Source organism: Abyssicoccus albus, assembly GCF_003815035.1.
Lineage (GTDB): Bacteria > Bacillota > Bacilli > Staphylococcales > Abyssicoccaceae > Abyssicoccus > Abyssicoccus albus.
Window position 1 is genome coordinate 183162 of the sequence record NZ_RKRK01000003.1, and the last position, 19600, is coordinate 202761.

19 protein-coding genes are annotated in these 19600 nt (G+C 37.2%); 6 read left to right on the forward strand and 13 right to left on the reverse strand.

What is annotated here, in order from left to right; translation table 11 throughout:
- Nucleotides 1–28: 28 nt before the first annotated feature.
- From rpsS to EDD62_RS06140, 7 genes are all read right to left on the reverse strand, one after another.
- Entirely contained in the window at nucleotides 29–304 is a 276-nt protein-coding gene (gene rpsS / locus EDD62_RS06110) for a 30S ribosomal protein S19 (protein WP_077139630.1), read from the reverse strand.
- Between the two features lie 61 nt (nucleotides 305–365).
- A complete protein-coding gene (gene rplB, locus EDD62_RS06115) occupies nucleotides 366–1196 on the reverse strand; it encodes a 50S ribosomal protein L2 (protein ID WP_123807938.1) in 831 nt (276 codons plus the stop codon).
- Nucleotides 1197–1224: 28 nt separating this feature from the next.
- The gene (gene rplW / locus EDD62_RS06120) at nucleotides 1225–1500 is read right to left on the reverse strand and encodes a 50S ribosomal protein L23 (RefSeq protein ID WP_077139628.1); all 276 of its coding nucleotides are present in this window, start codon (nucleotides 1498–1500) and stop codon (nucleotides 1225–1227) included.
- Nucleotides 1500–2123, reverse strand: a complete 624-nt coding sequence (rplD, locus tag EDD62_RS06125) for a 50S ribosomal protein L4 (protein ID WP_077139627.1) — start codon at nucleotides 2121–2123, stop codon at nucleotides 1500–1502. The genes rplW and rplD overlap by 1 nt, the downstream gene beginning before the upstream one ends.
- Nucleotides 2124–2152: 29 nt before the next feature.
- Nucleotides 2153–2812, reverse strand: a complete 660-nt coding sequence (gene rplC / locus EDD62_RS06130; protein WP_123807939.1) for a 50S ribosomal protein L3 — start codon at nucleotides 2810–2812, stop codon at nucleotides 2153–2155.
- A 29-nt stretch (nucleotides 2813–2841) separates the two neighbouring features.
- Nucleotides 2842–3150 carry a 30S ribosomal protein S10 gene (gene rpsJ, locus EDD62_RS06135; protein WP_077139625.1) on the reverse strand — a complete coding sequence of 103 codons (309 nt, stop codon included), beginning with the start codon at nucleotides 3148–3150 and terminating at the stop codon, nucleotides 2842–2844.
- A gap of 304 nt (nucleotides 3151–3454) precedes the next feature.
- Complete coding sequence (locus EDD62_RS06140; RefSeq protein WP_414731065.1) at nucleotides 3455–4777, reverse strand: NCS2 family permease; 1323 nt, start codon at nucleotides 4775–4777, stop codon at nucleotides 3455–3457.
- A gap of 137 nt (nucleotides 4778–4914) precedes the next feature.
- Between EDD62_RS06140 and EDD62_RS09190 the strand changes: the two genes are divergently transcribed.
- Nucleotides 4915–5070, forward strand: coding sequence for an SE1832 family protein (locus tag EDD62_RS09190; protein ID WP_170152786.1), 156 nt, complete (start codon nucleotides 4915–4917; stop codon nucleotides 5068–5070).
- 249 nt (nucleotides 5071–5319) lie between these two features.
- Here EDD62_RS09190 and EDD62_RS06145 read toward each other — a convergent pair whose 3' ends face one another.
- Nucleotides 5320–6459, reverse strand: coding sequence for an MFS transporter (locus EDD62_RS06145; RefSeq protein ID WP_123807941.1), 1140 nt, complete (start codon nucleotides 6457–6459; stop codon nucleotides 5320–5322).
- Nucleotides 6460–6543: 84 nt separating this feature from the next.
- Between EDD62_RS06145 and EDD62_RS06150 the strand changes: the two genes are divergently transcribed.
- Together EDD62_RS06150 and EDD62_RS06155 are read left to right on the forward strand one after the other, a co-directional pair.
- Nucleotides 6544–7698, forward strand: coding sequence for an MFS transporter (locus EDD62_RS06150; protein WP_123807942.1), 1155 nt, complete (start codon nucleotides 6544–6546; stop codon nucleotides 7696–7698).
- Nucleotides 7691–8008, forward strand: coding sequence for a hypothetical protein (locus EDD62_RS06155; RefSeq protein ID WP_123807943.1), 318 nt, complete (start codon nucleotides 7691–7693; stop codon nucleotides 8006–8008). Before EDD62_RS06150 ends, EDD62_RS06155 begins: the two co-directional genes overlap by 8 nt.
- Before the next feature lie 37 nt (nucleotides 8009–8045).
- Here the strand turns inward: EDD62_RS06155 and EDD62_RS06160 are convergent, their stop codons facing one another.
- A complete protein-coding gene (locus tag EDD62_RS06160; protein ID WP_123807944.1) occupies nucleotides 8046–11189 on the reverse strand; it encodes an efflux RND transporter permease subunit in 3144 nt (1047 codons plus the stop codon).
- 198 nt (nucleotides 11190–11387) lie between these two features.
- Here EDD62_RS06160 and EDD62_RS06165 point away from each other — a divergent pair, with 198 nt between their 5' ends.
- Together EDD62_RS06165 and EDD62_RS06170 are read left to right on the forward strand one after the other, a co-directional pair.
- Nucleotides 11388–12212, forward strand: a complete 825-nt coding sequence (locus EDD62_RS06165) for a TetR/AcrR family transcriptional regulator (protein WP_123807945.1) — start codon at nucleotides 11388–11390, stop codon at nucleotides 12210–12212.
- Nucleotides 12213–12222: 10 nt separating this feature from the next.
- Nucleotides 12223–12582, forward strand: a complete 360-nt coding sequence (locus tag EDD62_RS06170; protein WP_077139618.1) for a hypothetical protein — start codon at nucleotides 12223–12225, stop codon at nucleotides 12580–12582.
- 55 nt (nucleotides 12583–12637) lie between these two features.
- Here the strand turns inward: EDD62_RS06170 and EDD62_RS06175 are convergent, their stop codons facing one another.
- Nucleotides 12638–13885: a lipid II:glycine glycyltransferase FemX gene (locus EDD62_RS06175; protein WP_331463353.1), complete on the reverse strand. Its 1248-nt coding sequence runs from the start codon at nucleotides 13883–13885 to the stop codon at nucleotides 12638–12640.
- Nucleotides 13886–14080: 195 nt separating this feature from the next.
- Here EDD62_RS06175 and EDD62_RS06180 point away from each other — a divergent pair, with 195 nt between their 5' ends.
- Nucleotides 14081–16066 carry a thermonuclease family protein gene (locus tag EDD62_RS06180; RefSeq protein WP_170152787.1) on the forward strand — a complete coding sequence of 662 codons (1986 nt, stop codon included), beginning with the start codon at nucleotides 14081–14083 and terminating at the stop codon, nucleotides 16064–16066.
- A 111-nt stretch (nucleotides 16067–16177) separates the two neighbouring features.
- Here the strand turns inward: EDD62_RS06180 and EDD62_RS06185 are convergent, their stop codons facing one another.
- The 3 genes from EDD62_RS06185 to EDD62_RS06195 are packed head-to-tail and all read right to left on the reverse strand — an operon-like array spanning nucleotide 16178 to nucleotide 19587.
- A complete protein-coding gene (locus EDD62_RS06185) occupies nucleotides 16178–16726 on the reverse strand; it encodes a DsbA family oxidoreductase (protein ID WP_123807947.1) in 549 nt (182 codons plus the stop codon).
- Between the two features lie 13 nt (nucleotides 16727–16739).
- Nucleotides 16740–17750, reverse strand: coding sequence for a GTPase domain-containing protein (locus EDD62_RS06190; protein ID WP_123807948.1), 1011 nt, complete (start codon nucleotides 17748–17750; stop codon nucleotides 16740–16742).
- On the reverse strand, nucleotides 17743–19587 hold the full coding sequence (locus tag EDD62_RS06195) for a cation:proton antiporter (RefSeq protein WP_123807949.1): 1845 nt from the start codon (nucleotides 19585–19587) through the stop codon (nucleotides 17743–17745). The genes EDD62_RS06190 and EDD62_RS06195 overlap by 8 nt, the downstream gene beginning before the upstream one ends.
- Nucleotides 19588–19600: the final 13 nt, after the last annotated feature.

Genomic DNA, 19600 nt, shown 5'->3' on the forward strand with positions numbered 1-19600 from the left:
ATATCCTCCTTCTTAAATCCCGTTACAATTAACGAGTTTTCTTGTCGTCACCGCCGTGACCTTTAAATGTACGTGTAGGTGCAAATTCACCTAATTTGTGTCCGACCATATCTTCTGTAATGTATACAGGTACGTGTTTGCGTCCGTCGTATACTGCAATCGTATGTCCGATAAAATTCGGGAAGATTGTTGAACGACGTGACCATGTTTTGATTACTGATTTTTTGTTGTTACCTTCTTGAGCTTCAACCTTTTTCATCAAGTGGTCATCGACGAAAGGTCCTTTTTTAAGACTACGAGCCATAAGTTACGCCTCCTCTTTTATTATGATGTAGAAGAGCGATTATGCCGCCCTTCTAATAATATTACTTCTTACGTCTTCTAACGATAAGTTTATCTGATTTGTTTTTACCTTTACGCGTTTTCTTACCAAGCGTAGGTTTACCCCATGGTGACATTGGTGATGGGCGACCGATTGGTGCACGACCTTCACCACCACCGTGTGGGTGATCGTTAGGGTTCATTACAGAACCACGAACTGTAGGACGCTTGCCTAGCCATCTAGAACGACCCGCTTTACCGATGTTAATCAATTCGTGTTGTTCATTACCAACAGCACCGATTGTCGCGCGGCATGTTGCAAGAATCATACGTACTTCGCCTGATTTCAAACGAACAAGTACGTATTTACCTTCTTTACCTAATACTTGAGCATTCGCTCCAGCAGAACGTACAAGTTGTCCACCTTTACCAGGTTTTAGTTCGATGTTATGGATTACAGTACCGACAGGAATCTCAGATAACACTTTTGCGTTACCTACTTTGATATCTGCCTCTGCACCACTCATTACTTCCATCCCTACTTTTAACCCTTTAGGTGCTAGAATGTAACGTTTTTCACCATCTACATAGTGAATTAATGCGATATTTGCTGAACGGTTCGGATCGTATTCGATCGTCGCCACTTTACCTACAATGTTATCTTTATTACGTTTGAAGTCGATTACGCGGTATTGACGCTTATGTCCGCCACCTCTATGACGTACAGTAATACGACCTTGATGATTACGTCCCGCTCTTTTCGGTAGCGGTTGTAACAATGACTTTTCTGGTTTATTCGTTGTAATCTCAGCGAAATCAGAACTTGTCATGTTACGACGACCATTTGTAATTGGCTTATAATGTTTTAATGCCATTGTCGTTTACCTCCTTATTGGTTTTTTATTAGAATAATTCGATTGAATTGCCTTCTTTTAATGTTACGATCGCTTTACGGCGACGATTTGTATATCCTGTGTGACGACCCATACGTTTGAACTTAGGTTTAACATTCATAATGTTAACGCTTTGTACTTCAACATCGAAGATTTCTTCGATTGCTTTACGTACTTGAACTTTGTTCGCTCTTACGTCTACATCAAATGTATATTTGTTCATTTCCATTTGGATCGCAGTTTGTTCTGTGATGACTGGGCGCTTAATAATATCGCGTGCTTCCATTATCCAAGCACCTCCTCTGTTTTTTCAACTGCTTTTTGAGTGAATACCACTTTACCGTGACCTAAAATATCTAATACATTAAGTCCTTCTGGTTTAATTACTGTAACACCAGGAATGTTACGTGCTGATAATTCAACGTTCGTATCTTCTCCGTCGATTACAAATAATACCTTCTTCGATAAATTTAAGTTATCCATTAACTTCGTGAATTCTTTTGTTTTTGGCGCATCCATTTGGATTGCATCTAAAACTAATAAGCTATCTTCTTGAACTTTAGATGATAATGCTGAACGCAATGCTAATCGACGCATTTTCTTCGGCATTTTGTAAGAGTAGCTTCTTGGTGTTGGTCCGAATACGATACCACCACCACGCCATTGTGGTGCACGGATTGTACCTTGACGTGCGTTACCTGTCCCTTTTTGTCTCCAAGGTTTCTTACCTCCACCTGATACAGCTGAGCGGTTTTTCACTGCGTGTGTACCACGGCGTAATGAAGCACGTTGTAAATTGATTGCTTCAAATAATACGTGTTGGTTCGGCTCGATACCGAACACTGAATCGTTAAGTTCGATTGAACCTGCTTTAGTACCTTCTACTGTTAAAACATCATAGTTAGCCATGAGTGTATTGTCCTCCTTTCAATCCTTTATTATTTCGCGTCTTTCTTAATAGCATTTGTAATTTTAACAAATCCTTTTTTAGGACCTGGTACATTACCTTTAATAAGAATCGCATTTCTTTCAGCGTCTACTTTTACGATTTCTAAGTTTTGAAGTGTTACTGCTTTACCACCCATACGTCCTGGTAACTTCTTACCTTTAAGTACGTGCATTGGGTCAACTGGCCCCATTGAACCAGGTGATCTATGGTAATGTGAACCGTGACTCATTGGTCCACGGCTTTGGTTATGACGCTTGATCGCACCTTGGAAACCTTTACCTTTAGAAATACCTGTTACATCAACGAAGTCTCCAGCTGCGAATGTATCTACAGCAACTTCTTGACCTAATTCGAATTCTTCAGCATTCTCAACTTTGAATTCGCGTACGAAGCGCTTAGGATTTGCACCTGCTTTTTTCACATGGCCTTCAGTTGGTTTGTTTGCATACTTATTAGACTTACGGTCTTTTTTGTATCCTTCTTTATCAGAAAAACCAACTTGAATTGCGTTGTATCCGTCAATTTCTTCAGTTTTCTTTTGTAATACTACGTTGTTCGTTGCTTCAATTACTGTTACCGGAATTAACTCACCGTTCTCACCGAACACTTGAGTCATCCCAACTTTTCTACCTAAGATTCCTTTGGTCATCGAAAGTCGCACCTCCTGTTAAGTTATTATTATAATTTGATTTCGATGTCTACACCTGATGGTAAGTTTAAGCCCATAAGAGCATCAACTGTTTTCGGCGTAGGGTTAACAATGTCAATTAGACGCTTATGCGTACGTTGTTCGAATTGTTCACGAGAATCTTTGTACTTGTGAACGGCACGAATGATTGTATACACTTGCTTTTCTGTCGGCAATGGTATCGGACCTGAAACTTCCGCACCAGAACGTTTAGCTGTTTCTACAATCTTTTCTGCTGATTGATCGATCACTTTGTGATCATACGCTTTTAAACGAATTCTAATTTTTTGATTTGCCATTACTTTCCCTCCTCACTGTCGTCTATATAATGTACAGACTTCTCCACGAAAATTCTCTTCACACACTCGCCATGGCAAAGCGGCCGGGTGTGTCAGTAACCTCTCGCTTCAACGATGATCGCGTTCAACCTTGTGGTTGACGCTTTTTCAATTATGAGTAGACATAGTTATCCCTCACAATTTTTAAGTCCAACGTTGTATATAATACATGAATATCCACTATAAATCAAGTGTTTATCAAATATTTTCTAAAAAAATATGAATGATAATAAAGGATGCGCATGTTGCACATGCGCATCTATTTTTAACCGTGTGGTTTTACAAAAATGAAGTATAAAATAAAGATGATAAACATTCCATACATAATAGGATGAATTTCTTTACGACGTCCAGACATTAACATCGTAATTGGATAGAAGATAAATCCAATCGCAATCCCTGTTGCGATAGAGTACGTTAACGGCATCATTAACATCGTCAAGAATGCTGGTACAGCAATTTCGAATTGTTGCCAGTCAATATGTTTCAAGTTAGCAACCATTAGAGATCCAACGATGATCAATGCTGGTGCGGTCACTTGTGGTGTGACTACTTGTAGTAACGGACTAAAGAACAACGCAAGCAAGAAGCATATCCCTGTGACGATACTCGCAAGTCCTGTTCTAGCACCAGCAGCGACTCCGGCCGATGATTCAATGTATGATGTAGTCGTACTTGTACCAAGAATCGCTCCTGTAATCGTAGCCGCTGAGTCTGAGAACAATGCTTTACCAGCACGTGGTAATACATTCCCTTTCATCAATCCACCGGCACTCGCAACTGCTACGAGTGTTCCAGCCGTGTCAAAAAAGTCTATAAATAAAAACGTTAAAATAACAATCAAAAATTGCATATTAAATATTTCGCTCGGCGTTTGGAATGCTTCGAACGCTTTACCAAATGTCGGCTCAAGACTAGGAACAGCGCCGACCACAGATGATGGTAAGTCGATGAGTCCTGTTGCTAAACCGATTAAAGCCGTTGCGACCATACCGATAAATATTCCACCATTAATTTTGAGTGCCATCAAGATGACCGTAATCACGATTCCTGCGACCGTTAATAGCACTAACGGATCATAAAAATCTCCTAATCCAACAAGTGTGTTGTCATTATTCACGATTAAATTAGAATTTTGTAAACCAACGAATGTAATGAACAATCCAATCCCTGCACTGACGGCAAGTTTTAATTCCAATGGAATCGCATTGATAATTAATTCTCTTAATCCAGACAACGTCAATAGCGCAAAAATAATCCCACTCATTAACACACCTGTTAATGCTGTCTGCCAAGGAATCCCCATCGTTAATACAACACTGTAAGCAAAGAACGCATTAATTCCAACACCCGGTGCCAAAGCAATCGGGTAATTTGCAAGAAGCCCCATCACCATGCACCCAATGAATGCCGCAATGGCCGTCGCAACGAACACCGCACCCGCATCCATTCCAGTGCCTTCTGGTAAATTATCTATCCCAGCTAGTGATAGAATGCTTGGATTGACGGCTAAAATATATGCCATAGATAAAAACGTTGTCAATCCACCGATGATTTCATTTTTATAATTTGTCCCGAGTTCCTCCATATTAAAGAAGCTTTTCACAACAAGCACATCCTTTTTATTGATTATAAATCATTCATCTAGTTTAATAAGGAACTGCCGGAAAAGCAATACTAAATTATGTTAATATAGAAGAAAATATGTGGGAGTGATGAACAATCATGGATAAAGAACAACAATTGATCGAATTGAAAGACGAGTATGTGAGAATTCAAGGTGATTTAGAAAAGGTAGAATCGACTGGAAATGATACAACGAAGCTACAAGCTCAACTCGTTCGGATCGAAGAAGAGATTAAAGCGTTACGAAAGAAATAAAGGTTTGGAGTGGCATCACCACTCCAAACCTTTTGTCGTATTCAGAGTAAATCGCAAATACTCTGATTACCAGGCCATTTTCAACAGAATTCCCTTTCGTATTCAGAGTAAATCTCAAATACTCTGATTACCAGACCATTTTTAACAGAATTCCCCTCCGTATTCAGAGTAAATCTCAAATACTCTGATTACCAGGCCATTTTTAACAGAATTCCCCTTCGTATTCAGAGTAAATCACAAATACTCTGATTATGAATGATTCGAAACCGTTTTTAATGATAAAGAGACGGCTAACGCAATCATCAAGATCGTTCCTCCGATCCACGGTGTCATTGTAATTGTTCCGTATTCAACGACAACGCCTCCGATCAACGCGCCTAGACCAATGCCGACGTTCAGTCCTGACATATTCCAACTAAGTGCATCGCTCGTATCTCCTTCAACAAGTTCAACAATACCATTTTGAATCGATGGACTCGTGCTCCATTGTGTAAAGCTCCAAACGAACATGACAATTAATAATAGATAGAACATTGGCATCGCGCTATTTATGACGAACATCATCAGTATAAAAATCGTTAACATAATCACAAGCTGATTTTTAGAACCGATGTGATCAGTGATTGCACCGCCAATGCTCGTTCCAAAAAGACTTCCAAATCCAGCGATAAACAAGACGATTGAAACGTGCCACAATTCGTACCCTGAACGAATCATCAATGGTCCGATGTATGTGAAGACGACATAATTTGCAGCAAGGATTAACGTTGTGATCAAAATAAACTTCGCGATCTCAACATAAGATAGGACACGTTGCGTTCCTTCACTATGCTCCAATTTAACATTTGAAGGCATTTGCCATACTAGTAAGACAAGTGCAACAACGGTTAATAAGACGATAAACAAGAATGTCATTCGCCATCCAAACCAGTCCCCGAGCATTGTACCTATCGGTACTCCAAAGACATTCGCACCGCTAAATCCAATATAGACGATCCCTAACATTTTGGCACGTTCTGTCGGATTACTCAACACAACCGTTGTACTCAATATTTTAACAACGATTAATGCAGCGATCGCAGATGAAATCATCCGCCCGATAACAATCACCGTATAATTCGGAGCCAAAACGATGAGAAGATTTCCAAACATAAAAATTAATAATGATACAATCAATGTACGCTTCACATTAAAGCGGGTCGTTAACTTCACTAATATCGGTCCCGCGATGGCAAAACTAAAAGCGTATATCGTAATCAATTGGCCGATGACGGATTCACTGACATGAAGGTCTTCTGACATTAACGTCAGCAAACCGGCTATAATCAACTCGACCATGCCAACGATGAAGATATTAATAATAAAGGTCAATATTCGCAGTTTAGTCATGATGAGTTCTCCTTTAACGCTATTCAATATGAGCATTATACTATACAATAGTAAATATATTAAGACAATGAGGACGTCGATGACATGAAACAAAAACTTTCTATATTAATGGGTATTCAATTTTTCATATATTTCGGATTTAGTATGGTCATTCCCGTCATCCCAGAAATCGTCAAGTTCCTAGAACTTCCAACGATGCATATGGGGTGGCTGCTGGCGGTTTATTCTGTTGCTTCATTTATCAGTGCCCCGTTTTGGGGATATTTAGCAGATCGATTTGGTAGAAGGCCGATATTACTCATCGGCTTAATTGCATTCGGTGTCAGCTTTTTTACGTTTGGCTATTTCTTAGATCACTTATGGATATTATACATCTCTCGAATCGTAACAGGGATTGCATCAGGTGCATTGTATACGTCTACGATGAGCATGGTTGCCGACCTCTCTTCGAAAGAGGAAAGGACAAAATACATGGGTCTAATGGGTATGATGACTGGAATGGGCTTTATCTTCGGCCCAGGTGTTGGTGGTTTACTATCTACAATTAGTTATTCATTTAGTTACTATATGACTGCAATCATCATACTACTCGTGTTCGTATATAGTTTCTTCAAATTAAAAGAAACATATCAAGGCGAAGAAAGCTACAAAAAGAAAATTACAATTCCGATAAATTATTTAAAAGAGCCCGTCGGATTATTACTCATTACAACATTCATTGTTACGTTTACGTTAAGTGGGATGGAAAGTACGTTCCAGCTCTTAGCGATAGAGCTAATAAATATAAAAGCTTGGCAAATGGGAATATTGTTCTTTATCGGTGGAATTTGTAGCGCTCTACTCCAAGGTGTATATTTAAGACGCGTCAAAATCGAACAAGAAACTAAAGTGATGGTCGTCGGACAATTATTAACTGCCATTGGTTTCTTCATGTTGCCATTTACAATGAACCTTGTCTACGCAGGTGTTTGTATCGTCCTTTTAATGTGTGGGAACGCACTCGTTAGAACATTGCTTACTTCACAAGTGACGAAACAAGCAGCACATAATGAGATGGGTAAAATGACAAGCGCTGCATACTCAATGGACTCCCTTGCTCGCGTATTCGGACCATTGATGTTCAATTACTTATTTACAATCTTAATCGGACTACCATTCTATTTCGGTGTCGTCATGACATTTATCGGTATGGCATTCATCTTAATATACCCAAAAAAGGTGGTGACCGCACGTGATTAAAATATTATTTTTACTACTATCATTGATATATGTAGTGATTGGATTATTAAGTATATATCAATCATATAAATTTCTTAATATCGCAAGATATATTTATGGAACATTGCTATTAACATTGTCCGTATTCATTCCACTGAATACAACATCTATTGATTCTATATGGTTATTCATTATAACGCTATGCTTAGTGATGAACATTGAAATCACTGCCTTCAAAGATCATCACGGTGATCGTAAAAGACTATTTTTGTTGCATTGGTTTACAGCATTTATCATATTAATCATTGTACTCATTCTATTTATCTTTTAGCACAAAAATAAGGGATCAAATTGATCCCTTATTTTTTCTATGCTTTAATAAACTTTTTCTTAATTCGCATCAACACTTCATAAACGACAGGAACAACAATTAATGTCAAAATCGTACTCGATGTTAAACCGCCGATTACCGTCACAGCTAGTGCTTTAGAAATTAACATACTTCCTTCTCCAGGCAACAGTAAAGGCAACAATGCTCCAATCGTTGCAAGTGCTGTCATAAGGATCGGTCTCACACGTATTGTCGCCGCTTCTAATAACGCATCTCTTGTTGTAAGGCCTTCTTTCTCCATATTAATGACACGATCAATCAATACAATCGCATTCGTTACAACGATTCCAATTAACATGAGAATACCAATCATGACTGGCACAGATATTGTCTCACCCGTCATTAAAAGACCTAGAATCGATCCAATAATCGTAAATGGTAATGAGAACAATACCGCAAACGGTGCCAATGCACCTTTAAACGTTAATACAAGAATCAAATAGACGATTCCAATGGCTGCAAGCATTGCAAGACCTAATTGAGAGAACGATTCGTTAATATCTTCTGTCGTTCCACCAACAGATACATCAACGCCTGATGGTGTATCTAATTCATCTAAAGCTTGATTTACACTTTGACTCACTGCAGATACATCATCACTATTGATTTTACCTTCAACTGTTGCTGAGATTTCACCATCTTCACGGATAATCGTATCAGAGGTTTCACCTTGCTTTAATGTTGAAATGTCACTGAGCTTCACAGATTCTCCCATTGGTGATTGGATTGTGTAAGATTCTAATTTTTCCTCAGTCCACTCTGTATCCTTTTCTTTGTGAAGGACTACTTTCAGTGGTTCATCTTTCTGTTGATTGATTTCTGTCACTTCATTATTCATTGAACGCTGATTTAATGCCATCGCAATTTGACCGGCACTCAATCCAAGGTCACTTGCTTTATCATGGTTCACTTCGATTTGATATTCTTCATATGTTTCACTCAATGAACTTGACACATTAGACAATTGCTCTTCATTGTCTAAAATATCCTTCACCTCATTAACCGTATCACGAATTGATTCTGTTGAACTTCCTTTAACCGTAACCGCATATGAGTTCGCCGTTCCTCCAGTTGCAAAATCTTGCAACGCAAATTCACCGTCAGAATTTTCTTTCGATAATTGTTCGAGTGCTTTCTCACCTTTCGATTCAAATTCTTCAGTATCGTCTTCATATTTCACAAAGAAAGCGACTGAACTTGAATCTCCTGGACTCATCGGATTTTCACCTTTTGTATACATGACATTCTTGACGTCTTCATCATTTAAGAAATATGCTTCAGCGACATCAGCATGTTCTAATATTGCTTCATCCGTTTCACCAGGGGCAGGCTTATAAGTGATTGCTACAACCTTCTCACTACCTGTATCGATGAATGACGTGCCGACGAACGGCACAAGCATTAATGAACCGACAAGAAGCAATACTGATAAAATCGATACTAGCCATTTATGATTTAATGAATATTTCAATATTGAACGGTAATGTTTTGCGATAAACCCTACTTGTTCATGACTTGTTGAATGTTTCACACCACGTTTAAAAAACATATGTGCTAACATTGGAGCAATCGTAACCGCAATCAATAGCGATGCTAACAATGCGAAGACGACCGCATACGCAAACGGTCTAAACAGTTCACCAACTTCCCCACCGACAAGTCCTAACGGTAAGAATACCGCAATCGTTACCATCGTTGAAGACATGATTGGAATATACATTTCTTTCGTTGCGTCTATGACCAGTTCTTTACCTGTTAGAGGTTCATCTTTCAACGTCATTCTTCTATATATATTCTCGATTACAACGATCGAATCATCAACGACACGTCCAATCGCAACGGTTAATGCACCAAGCGTCATAATATTCAATGTGATATCCATATTCTTCAAAATTAATAATGCAACAAGTAGCGATAATGGAATTGAAACAGATGCAATGAGCGTCGAACGGACATCACGTAAGAAGACTAAGATGACAATCACTGCAAAGATAATACCAACAAGTGCTTTCTCCACCATCGTTTTAATCGACGTCTCAATCGGTTCTGCTTGGTCCATCACTTTGTTCACTTCAATATCTTGATGTGCTTTATCGAACGATTTCATCACGTCTTTCACTTCATTCGCAACCGTCACGGTATTAGCATCATCTGATTTTGTAATCTGAACACTCAGTGCATCTTTACCGTTTGTTTTGGCAATCGATTCACGTTCTGAGACTTTGTCAATTTTTGCGACATCTGATAATTTCGTCGAAGGCATCGCATTCGATTCAGTTGCTTGTTGAGCTTGTTTCATCTCTTCAGGCGACGCTTCCCCTGATTCGATTTTTTGCTGTAACGCCTTCATCTCTTCGCCCATTTGCTCAGCTTGTTGTTGGTTTGGAATCTTCAATCCTTCTAATGCTTCGATTGAACTAAATTGACCATCGACGACAATGTTCTTCAGTTCATCGCCGAACGTATATAGGCCAAGTGGTGCATTCGTTGTCGCACCTTCAATGTATTGCAACACTTGATCTTCACTTAATCCTTCAGACTTCAACTTATCTTGATCAAACGACAGTTGAACTTCTTCCATCAATTGTCCTTGTAACGTCACATCTTGAATACCATCAATGCCTTTCAAGTCTTTAATCAATTCATCTTCAGCAATTTTCGTCATGTCTTTGATTGACACTTCAGAACTACCGATACTATAACTAATGATCGGGAAACTGCCGAACGACATTTGTTCACCTTTCGGAACATCGACACCCTCTGGAAATTCTATACTTTCAAGTGCATCATTCACTTCATCTTCTGCTTTAGACATATCCGTACTAAAATCATATTGAATTGTCACTGCACTTGCATTCTCCATCGAGCGACTTGTGACATTTTCAACACCACTTAAATTATTCACACGTTCTTCAATTGGAATTGAAATTTCATCTTCAACATCCTCAGGTGTAGAACCAGGGTAAACCGTAGTCACAGTAATCACCGGTGTTTTAATGCTTGGAATGGTCTCCATTTTCATATTCATTGTCGCAATAATGCTCATCGCAACAATAATAATCGACATTAGAAATAATGCCCATTTATTGTTCAAACTAAATCGTATAATAGACTTTAACATATGTATCCTCCCTAATCTTCATTCATTATAGGCTTACTTTCATTCATCTGAATATATCAATACAACTATAACATCGACTATATTACAAGACACTTACTAGTTAGTCAACAATATTGACTGATAAGTCAACTCGCTTTATATTAGACTATATAATTGATGAAAGTAAAGAATGATTAAACAATAAATGAGGGACCTATTATGACGATAAAAAAAGAAGATATTATCATTAACGCTGCATTCACTTGTTTTGCAGACAAAGGCTACGCCCAAACTAGTATTCAAGACATTGCGAATGCCGCAAATATATCAAAAGGGTCTTTCTATACATATTTTGAGAATAAAGAAGATTTATTAATTCAGCTCGTGAAAGGATTCCAATATCAATTAAAAGCACAATTTCAAACCATTACTGAAAGTAAAGATTCACCTCAATATAAATTTATTCAATTTATCACAATGCAATTAAATTTGTGTTATCACAATAAAGACATTATTAAAATGATGTTGCAAGATTCATTCTCAAAAGAGTTAGAAGAAGTTCATAAGCTTTTACATAAACAAAAAATTATAGAAAATGCATGGTTTGAACATCTTATTGTCCATACATTTAATGTGACGAAACAATCTCATATTGAAGATTTATCACATGTATTTGAATACATCGTCAAAGGGATTATGGGGGATATTGTATCAGGCTATCTAAAAACGATTGATTTTGAACAGACGGCTTATGCAATATATGATATATTAAACACATTAAGTCACAATCATTCTAATTACGTGCTGATTCAAAACAATTCATTGAATGAATATTCTATAGAGCATATTGAACAATATATTCATTCTACTTTAACGGAAGAACATCAATTAAAAACTGCAAAACTGATGATCAAACATTTGAACAAAGCAGATTTCAAAGAAGATGATCTCATCATCGTCAACGCTTTGAACGATCAATTCCGTGATGCTCATTATGAACTTCATTTAATGGTCCAAAAAATACTAAAATCAAGTCAATCGTAAGGAGGGTACTATGTTACGCGTTATCATGGTATTGTTTACGTTAATGCAAATCTTATTTATGATTAGTTACGTCACGAATAACGGCATTATCTTTTTCAGTATTTATTTCTGGATTATGCTGTCAATCATCTCTATTGGAATTAGTTTAATTAATATCTACTCTAAGACGAACCAATCATACATAAAGTATAGAAGACCATTTTCATACGTATTGTTAATTACAACAATCATAACAATCATCTATATCATACTCATTATCGTGATGCATCCTCGTTTATATTTGTTAATCCAGCAATTTTTGACTGATACTTTTAATATACAGTTTGATTTTATTCATGTATTAAACTTTAAAAATTATCCCGGTACTTAATATCATAAAAGGTCTAACCTACATCATGAACACTGTGAGGTTAGACCTTTTTCTTTTATTTATTTTTTCTCTTATTTAATTTTTTCTTCGTGTTACGATACACTTCTATGCCTTTATCGAACAAAGCATATTGAATCGGCTTTAAGACGTAGTCAAACTCTCCGACTTTCTCACTTAGTTCTGTGCCCCATACTTTCTTAAACTGATACAAGCCATGTTGTGGATCATCTTCATCTAAATCAATACTGACACCACCGAAATCATATTGTGTCGCACCTTGCGATTTAGCATACTCCATTAAAGTTACTTGCATCAAGTGGTTTGGTAAGTATTCACGATAACTATTAGATGAACCACTGTATAAATAATAAGCTTTATGGCCGTTTAATCCGAGCATCGCGCCGGATAAATGAACGCCGTTTGGATGCTCTTGTTTTAGTTCTAGCATATCTTGTTGTTGCTTCGATAATTTCGGCAGACGATTATCTATCTCTTTCAGTTTTCCTTTAGATTTTTTATTACTCTTTTCTTTTAAAGCTTCTTTCTCTTCGTTCAATGCATTAATTTCCTTCTCAATCTCTTGTAAAGAATGATCAGGGTCTAATTTTACAAAGAATACTTCCATATGTCCGCCTGGATTCATGCAGTCATAAATCGTCTCAAAGTAAGATAAACTTCGAGTTAAGAACACATTGCGTTCTCCTGTTTCTTTCATCAGCTCATAAAACTTCGGCAAATCTTCACGTGTTCCTTTATACGCAATTGTCCCCTTCTTTAAACTACGGCGAACATTACTTCGATTGCCTGACTCAAATGATTGAATCACTTCATCCATCGAAGGGGATATATCAGTGACCATCGTCATTCTCGGTTGAATATAACGTGCATCCAATCCGTTAAACAAACCTTTATGTTTAAATCCAATACTTTCTAAAGCATTGATCAAATTAGGATGCTCTTTCAACTCAATATCCGGGTCAATTTTGATGCAATATGCATGCTCTGCTTTACTCACTTTAATTGCTTCATCTAATAACGCTTTAATGACGTATGTTTGGTGATAATTCGCAACAAAGCCGCGTGAAATATAAGCTAAAGTATATTTAGTTCTTTTAATTTTTTTAAATAATATTTGGCCGACACCGAGCACTTGTCCATCATCTGCAACAGCAATTCGTTTCGCATACCATCCTGTTAATTCTTTCGTTTTTGCCCAATCAGACAACTGCAATAAATCACCATTCTCATGATTGATTACAAATTCATCGTGCTCTTGATTTGTTAAGCTTACGCCTTTAATCATCAATATCCATTCCTTTCATCACTCATCAGCTCATTTACTATTATAAATTAATACACCCATCGGTGCAAAACATCTCAAATTGATAGAATTGTCATATAACTTTTACATTCATTTAATATTGGTTTGGTATATTTATTCGTGCAATGCAAGTCGTTCATGTATTGTTATTTAATCTATACTATAGGAGGTATTCCATTGAATATTTTACATATTATTCGTAACCTGGCCCTGTGCTTAATCATGCTCACAACGGTATTCCCTATCACGTCTAGTGCAAATGATGTGAGTCAAGACTTGATCATTAGCGAATACATTGAAGGGTCTAGTTATAACAAAGCAATTGAATTATACAACCCAACATCAACACCGATCGACTTAAGCAGCTATACACTTGTTTCGTTTGTTAACGGTGCAAATCTCGAACAAGGGACTAAAGGTTCAGTTCAATTAGAAGGAACACTTGAACCAAATGATGTGTATGTCATTGCTCATCAAAGTGCATCTGATGCAATTCTTCAACATGCAGATTTGACAGGTGGTTCAACGGCATTTAACTTCAATGGTGATGATACACTTGTCCTATTTAAAAACTTAAACAAAGATACTTATGAAGGTACCGTTGTCGATTCAATTGGACAACTTGGTTTTGATCCAGGAAGTGCTTTCGGCCAAGATGTTCGTACACAAGATACGACGTTAATCCGTAGTCATTTGACACCGGATAAAAATCCTGAAGACAACTACGATCCAAGTGCATATTTTACAGCATTACCGAAAGACACATTTGATCATATCGGGTCATTCCAATCAGATGTCACTGCTCCTGAACCTGAACAACCACAATCTGAATATACAGTGACTGTATCAAAAGTAACAGATGGTGATACGATTAAAATCGAGCCCGCAATTTTAGGCAGTAATACGATTCGTATGACAAATATGGATACACCTGAAACATATCATTTAGGTGCCTATGATGCAGAGCTCATTGACTCAAACCATGATCACTCTCAAAAATATCACGGTGATCTTGCAACGAAAGCATTAAGCGAAATGATTAGCGTCGGTGATACGGTAACGATTAAAGTTAACGTTGATAAACCTACAGATGATTATGGACGTATTTTAGGTCAAGTATATGATGGTAATACAAACATTAATTTAGAAATGGTGAAACAAGGTTATGCGGTATCGTACTTCATATATCCAGTAGGCGATATGAATGTATATCATCAGTTCCAAGATGCTGTTAAATATGCTAAAGATCAACAATTAGGTATTTGGCAGACAGAACATACATTAATGGAATTGCCATTTGTATTTAGAGCGCGCTCTCAAGGTAAAGGATTACAACGTTATGTTGGAAATTCTGACACTAAGGAATATTATTTACCAGAAAATTATCAAGACATATCGGTAGAACACCGTATTTTCTTCACTGAAGAACAAGCAAAAGCGAATGGTTACACACTGGCAGAAGGTCAAGATGCACCGACTGAGCCGACTGAACCAGAACAATACAAACAAGTGACGATTGACAAAGCGCGAACAGCAGCTCAAAATACACCGGTCATCGTTGAAGGTATCGTCACATACATCGATGGTAAAAATGCATACATTGAAGATGGTACTGGTGGTATTGTCGTGCGCAGTGAGAACACGTCATTTAATATTGGAGAACAGATTACTGCTCAAGGTAAAACATCTTCTTACTTCGGTTTAAGTCAAATCGTAACAGAAGATATTACTCAATCAGGTGCAATGAATGAAGTGATTGCTAAAGAGATTGATTTAAGTGAAGCAAACGAAACGCATGAAGGACAATACGTTGCATTAACAAATGTTACAGTTCAAAGCGTCAATGAATATAATGAGTTTTTAGTAAAGGATGAAGCAGGTCATACAGTGTTAATTAAAGGTCAATCACAAAACGACTTAGAAGTCGGTCAGACTTACGCTAAAATCACTGGGCCGTTATCTTATAGTTACTCTAACTACAAAGTATTGTTAGATGATGCACAACAACATGTAGAAGAGCCAACGACTGAGGAACCTACTGTAGAATCTCCTTCTAAAGAAAAACCAAATAAAGGGAAGGCTAAAGGAAAGAATAAACAGAAAAAATCACATCCAAAGTTTGATACACACCCAAGTAAAGTTAAAAACCCACATGCAGCATAATAGAAGACGTGCGCGCAAAACAAATTTGCGCGCACGTATGACCGTTTTTCCACATATTTTCGCCGGTACTTGCGCGCAGATTCATTTTGCGCGCAAGTACCGGCGATATTTTTATGCTTCTCCTGCTTTTGCTTGTTCCATTGCTTTCAAATATCCTTCTTTACGTTGGGCACCTACTACAGCATATTGGTCATCAATGACAACGACTGGAATTTGTTCGACTTCATCTTTAACCGCTTCTTGATGAATTGTAAGTACCTTATCTTTCATTTCATCCGTCATCACTTCATCAGATGTCACATTATACTTCTCCCATAACGGTTTTAACGTCTTCTCATCGAGCTTTTGTTGTTCTTCGAAGACGAGTTCATATGCATCTTTAATAAAGTTTAATTGGTCCGCTTCATTGATAGCATGTAAAGTTTGATGTGCTAAAAACGTATTGAACTTGACGGGTTTCTTAGGCTTAATTCGTACATTAAAAGATTCTTTGTACTTATGAACATCACCCATTAATTTTTTAGACGTCGGATCTGCAAGGACGAAAGAATGAAATGATAAATTAACTTCCTCATCGAATGATTCAACCGCTTCTTCTAATTGACTTAATCCCATATAACAAAACGGGCATTTAAAATCTAAATAATATATGATATCCATTGTTTAACTCCTTTTAATTCGTATGATTTGAGATTTCTTTTTTTGTTAGGTGTTCAGCATCTCCAACGTAAGCGAGGATACTGCGAATAATCGTAACGACATCTTTAACGCCTGCTTCGGTCAAAATCGTCGCCATAAAAAATATCGGTTTTAATTTTTTCAGTTTCAGTATCGGGGTGATGAATTTCAACAATTGATTTAAGTTAAACATTGACTTAGTTTGTTCTGCTTTTTGTTTGAAAGTGTTAATCCGTTCATCAATCGAGGTGATTTTATTATCATTTTGCTTTAAATGATAATGTTTTAAAATCGACTGTTCAATATTCTCATACTTACGACTCATAATAATATCTTTAAAACTTGGTGCAAATATTTTAGGAATCAGCGTGTTCGTCTTGTATGTGATAAATTGATTGATCATTTCATCATCATTCATGAGTTGGCGAACTTTCTCTTCTTTTTCAGCAATATCTTCACGGAGCGTTTCCTTCAACTGATCGATACCTTCATTTGTTAAAACACTCGTGTAAATATAAGACATTGGTGGTTGGATATATTTTTTGAACTGTTGTTCAAGTTCTAAATCTTTTTCTCGCTCCATTTGAGCTCTTGATTGTTGCCCTGATACATCAGTTAAGCTATCAACCTTGTTAAATACGAAGATGATTCTCACATCTTTTTTTGCTAAATATTCAATCACTTTCATATCAACATTTTTAATTTTACTTGAGAAAATATACAACACTCGATCAAGCTTAAGCGTATCGATATACCGTTTGTACTTCTTCAAGTTATGATGCGTCGTACCAACACCCGGGAAGTCAATTAATTCCGCTCTATTTTCATAATCGTATGCATCAATTTGCATCGTCGCATCGGTTTGTGATGATACATACGCATCCTTATTATTCGTTAGCAAGTTAATCAATGAACTTTTGCCTGCATCCGCTTGACCTAACACACCATATTTCAATTTAACTTTATTGATTACGTAATCATTGAATTCATTTATCAATTTATCCATTGAGCGACCCCTCACCCTCAATATCTATCATTTGTGATTGTGTGTTTTCGTTTGACTTTAAAAAGACGAGCATGTCACCTTTTTCCGTTTTAATCGTTCTATTTGTTGTCATCATTGAGATTTCTTTACTTTCTTTATGGATAATAAATAATAGTGTACCATCTAAATCATCATGAACTGATAGTTTCCTTGACCCTGATGAAACTTCCCCTACAATTTCATGACCGTGCTTAATTTTATAGATTAAATCTTCAAATACCGCACTCTCTTTAAATAACAAATGAGATTTCATAAATTCAGGAATCGTTTCATCTTTATATGTCTCATCTAAGTAGACAGGTAGTAAAAATGTATTGTTCGTTCCAAATTGTTTAGACAACGTTTCATAAGACAATAGATTGAAAACGAATGAGTCAGTCATACATAACACTTTACTATATTCTGTTAAATCCATCTCTAACCTTTTTTCTTCAGTTAAAATTTGACCATGATGGACTTCTATTCCATTCTCTTCAAATATTGACAATCGTTTAGCATTATTGTCCACAACCATTACTGGGATGTTTTGTTGTTTACAGAATGATGCGAATTGATACGTAAACTTATTCGCACCAATAATCAGCAATCCTTCAGATTTCTCGTGAGCAAGCCCAAGCATTTTTGCGAGTGGTGATAATGTAAAGCCGTGTGCACACACTGTAATAAAGACGAGTGCAAACGTAATAGCTGGAATCAGTTCGGCATCTTCAAATCCTCTAGTCTTCATGATTGAAGCAAAATAACTCGATACCGTGAGTGCGACAATACCTCTTGGTGCAATCCACCCAAGTAATGCGCGTTCCTTGAATGAAAGTTCTGTATTAATCGTCGCAATAACAATGGACAACGGTCTGACGATGAACAACATTGCAAGGACAAATAATATAATCTCAATTGAAAAGACTTCCATTATCGTTTCACGTTTTAACGATGCAGTGATCAGGATAAAGACTGTTGACGTTAAAATCATCGACATATTTTCGGCGAAATGGTCAACATCTCTCATCGTCGAGATGAAATGTTTTGACTTCGCGAGGATGACGCCAAGTACAGTAACACATAGCATTCCTGTTTCATGCATGACTTGTTCGCTGAGTGCAAATGAAAGTAATACCATTGCAAAAATGACAGGTGTCGTCATATATTCTGGAATGTATTGTTTCTTCACAACATAACTTAAAAATATACCAACGATTACACCGATAATCGCTGCTACGATTGCTCCAACAAAGAACATTGCTAAATCGGTTAAATTTCCGTTATGATCTTGCATCACGACAACAATTTCGAATGCAAATAATGCAACAAGAGGACCAATCGGATCGACGATGATCCCTTCCCATTTCAAAATTGCCGCCGTTCTAGGCTTCAATTTCGCTTGTCGTAATAACGGGATAATGACGGTTGGTCCTGTCACGATAAAGATTCCACCAATGACAAAAGATACCCCTAAACTTAGTCCCGCAATATAATGTGCAGCTAGACTTCCTAAAATCCAGGCAATAAATGCACCAACCGTAATAATTCGCCAAACTGACTTCGTCACACCATTAATTTCTTTGATATTCAAACTGTTACTACCTTCGAATAGTACGAGTGCTACCGCCATTGCAATAATCGGTTTATAGAACTCTCCAAGTGCTTCTTGCGGTGATACAATATTTAATCCCGGTCCTATAAGTAATCCCACTAAAGACATAATGACAATTGTAGGCCAGGAAATTCTCCACGCAAGCCATTGCGAGAATATCCCAAGCCCTATAATAACAGCAGCGCCAAGCAATATCGTTTCTTTCATAGTTTAACTCCTT

Excerpts from the sequence above, each read along its gene's own strand:
- EDD62_RS06170 (WP_077139618.1), top strand. The coding sequence starts at position 12,223 with ATGTTACGCGTTATCATGGTATTGTTTACGTTAATGCAAATCTTATTT.
- rplW (WP_077139628.1), bottom strand. The coding sequence starts at position 1,500 with ATGGAAGCACGCGATATTATTAAGCGCCCAGTCATCACAGAACAAACT.
- EDD62_RS06160 (WP_123807944.1), bottom strand. The coding sequence starts at position 11,189 with ATGTTAAAGTCTATTATACGATTTAGTTTGAACAATAAATGGGCATTA.
- EDD62_RS06150 (WP_123807942.1), top strand. The coding sequence starts at position 6,544 with ATGAAACAAAAACTTTCTATATTAATGGGTATTCAATTTTTCATATAT.
- EDD62_RS06175 (WP_331463353.1), bottom strand. The coding sequence starts at position 13,885 with ATGATTAAAGGCGTAAGCTTAACAAATCAAGAGCACGATGAATTTGTA.
- EDD62_RS06185 (WP_123807947.1), bottom strand. The coding sequence starts at position 16,726 with ATGGATATCATATATTATTTAGATTTTAAATGCCCGTTTTGTTATATG.
- rplB (WP_123807938.1), bottom strand. The coding sequence starts at position 1,196 with ATGGCATTAAAACATTATAAGCCAATTACAAATGGTCGTCGTAACATG.
- rplD (WP_077139627.1), bottom strand. The coding sequence starts at position 2,123 with ATGGCTAACTATGATGTTTTAACAGTAGAAGGTACTAAAGCAGGTTCA.
- rplC (WP_123807939.1), bottom strand. The coding sequence starts at position 2,812 with ATGACCAAAGGAATCTTAGGTAGAAAAGTTGGGATGACTCAAGTGTTC.
- EDD62_RS06190 (WP_123807948.1), bottom strand. The coding sequence starts at position 17,750 with ATGGATAAATTGATAAATGAATTCAATGATTACGTAATCAATAAAGTT.
- EDD62_RS06195 (WP_123807949.1), bottom strand. The coding sequence starts at position 19,587 with ATGAAAGAAACGATATTGCTTGGCGCTGCTGTTATTATAGGGCTTGGG.
- EDD62_RS06165 (WP_123807945.1), top strand. The coding sequence starts at position 11,388 with ATGACGATAAAAAAAGAAGATATTATCATTAACGCTGCATTCACTTGT.
- rpsS (WP_077139630.1), bottom strand. The coding sequence starts at position 304 with ATGGCTCGTAGTCTTAAAAAAGGACCTTTCGTCGATGACCACTTGATG.
- EDD62_RS06145 (WP_123807941.1), bottom strand. The coding sequence starts at position 6,459 with ATGACTAAACTGCGAATATTGACCTTTATTATTAATATCTTCATCGTT.
- rpsJ (WP_077139625.1), bottom strand. The coding sequence starts at position 3,150 with ATGGCAAATCAAAAAATTAGAATTCGTTTAAAAGCGTATGATCACAAA.
- EDD62_RS09190 (WP_170152786.1), top strand. The coding sequence starts at position 4,915 with ATGGATAAAGAACAACAATTGATCGAATTGAAAGACGAGTATGTGAGA.
- EDD62_RS06140 (WP_414731065.1), bottom strand. The coding sequence starts at position 4,777 with ATGGAGGAACTCGGGACAAATTATAAAAATGAAATCATCGGTGGATTG.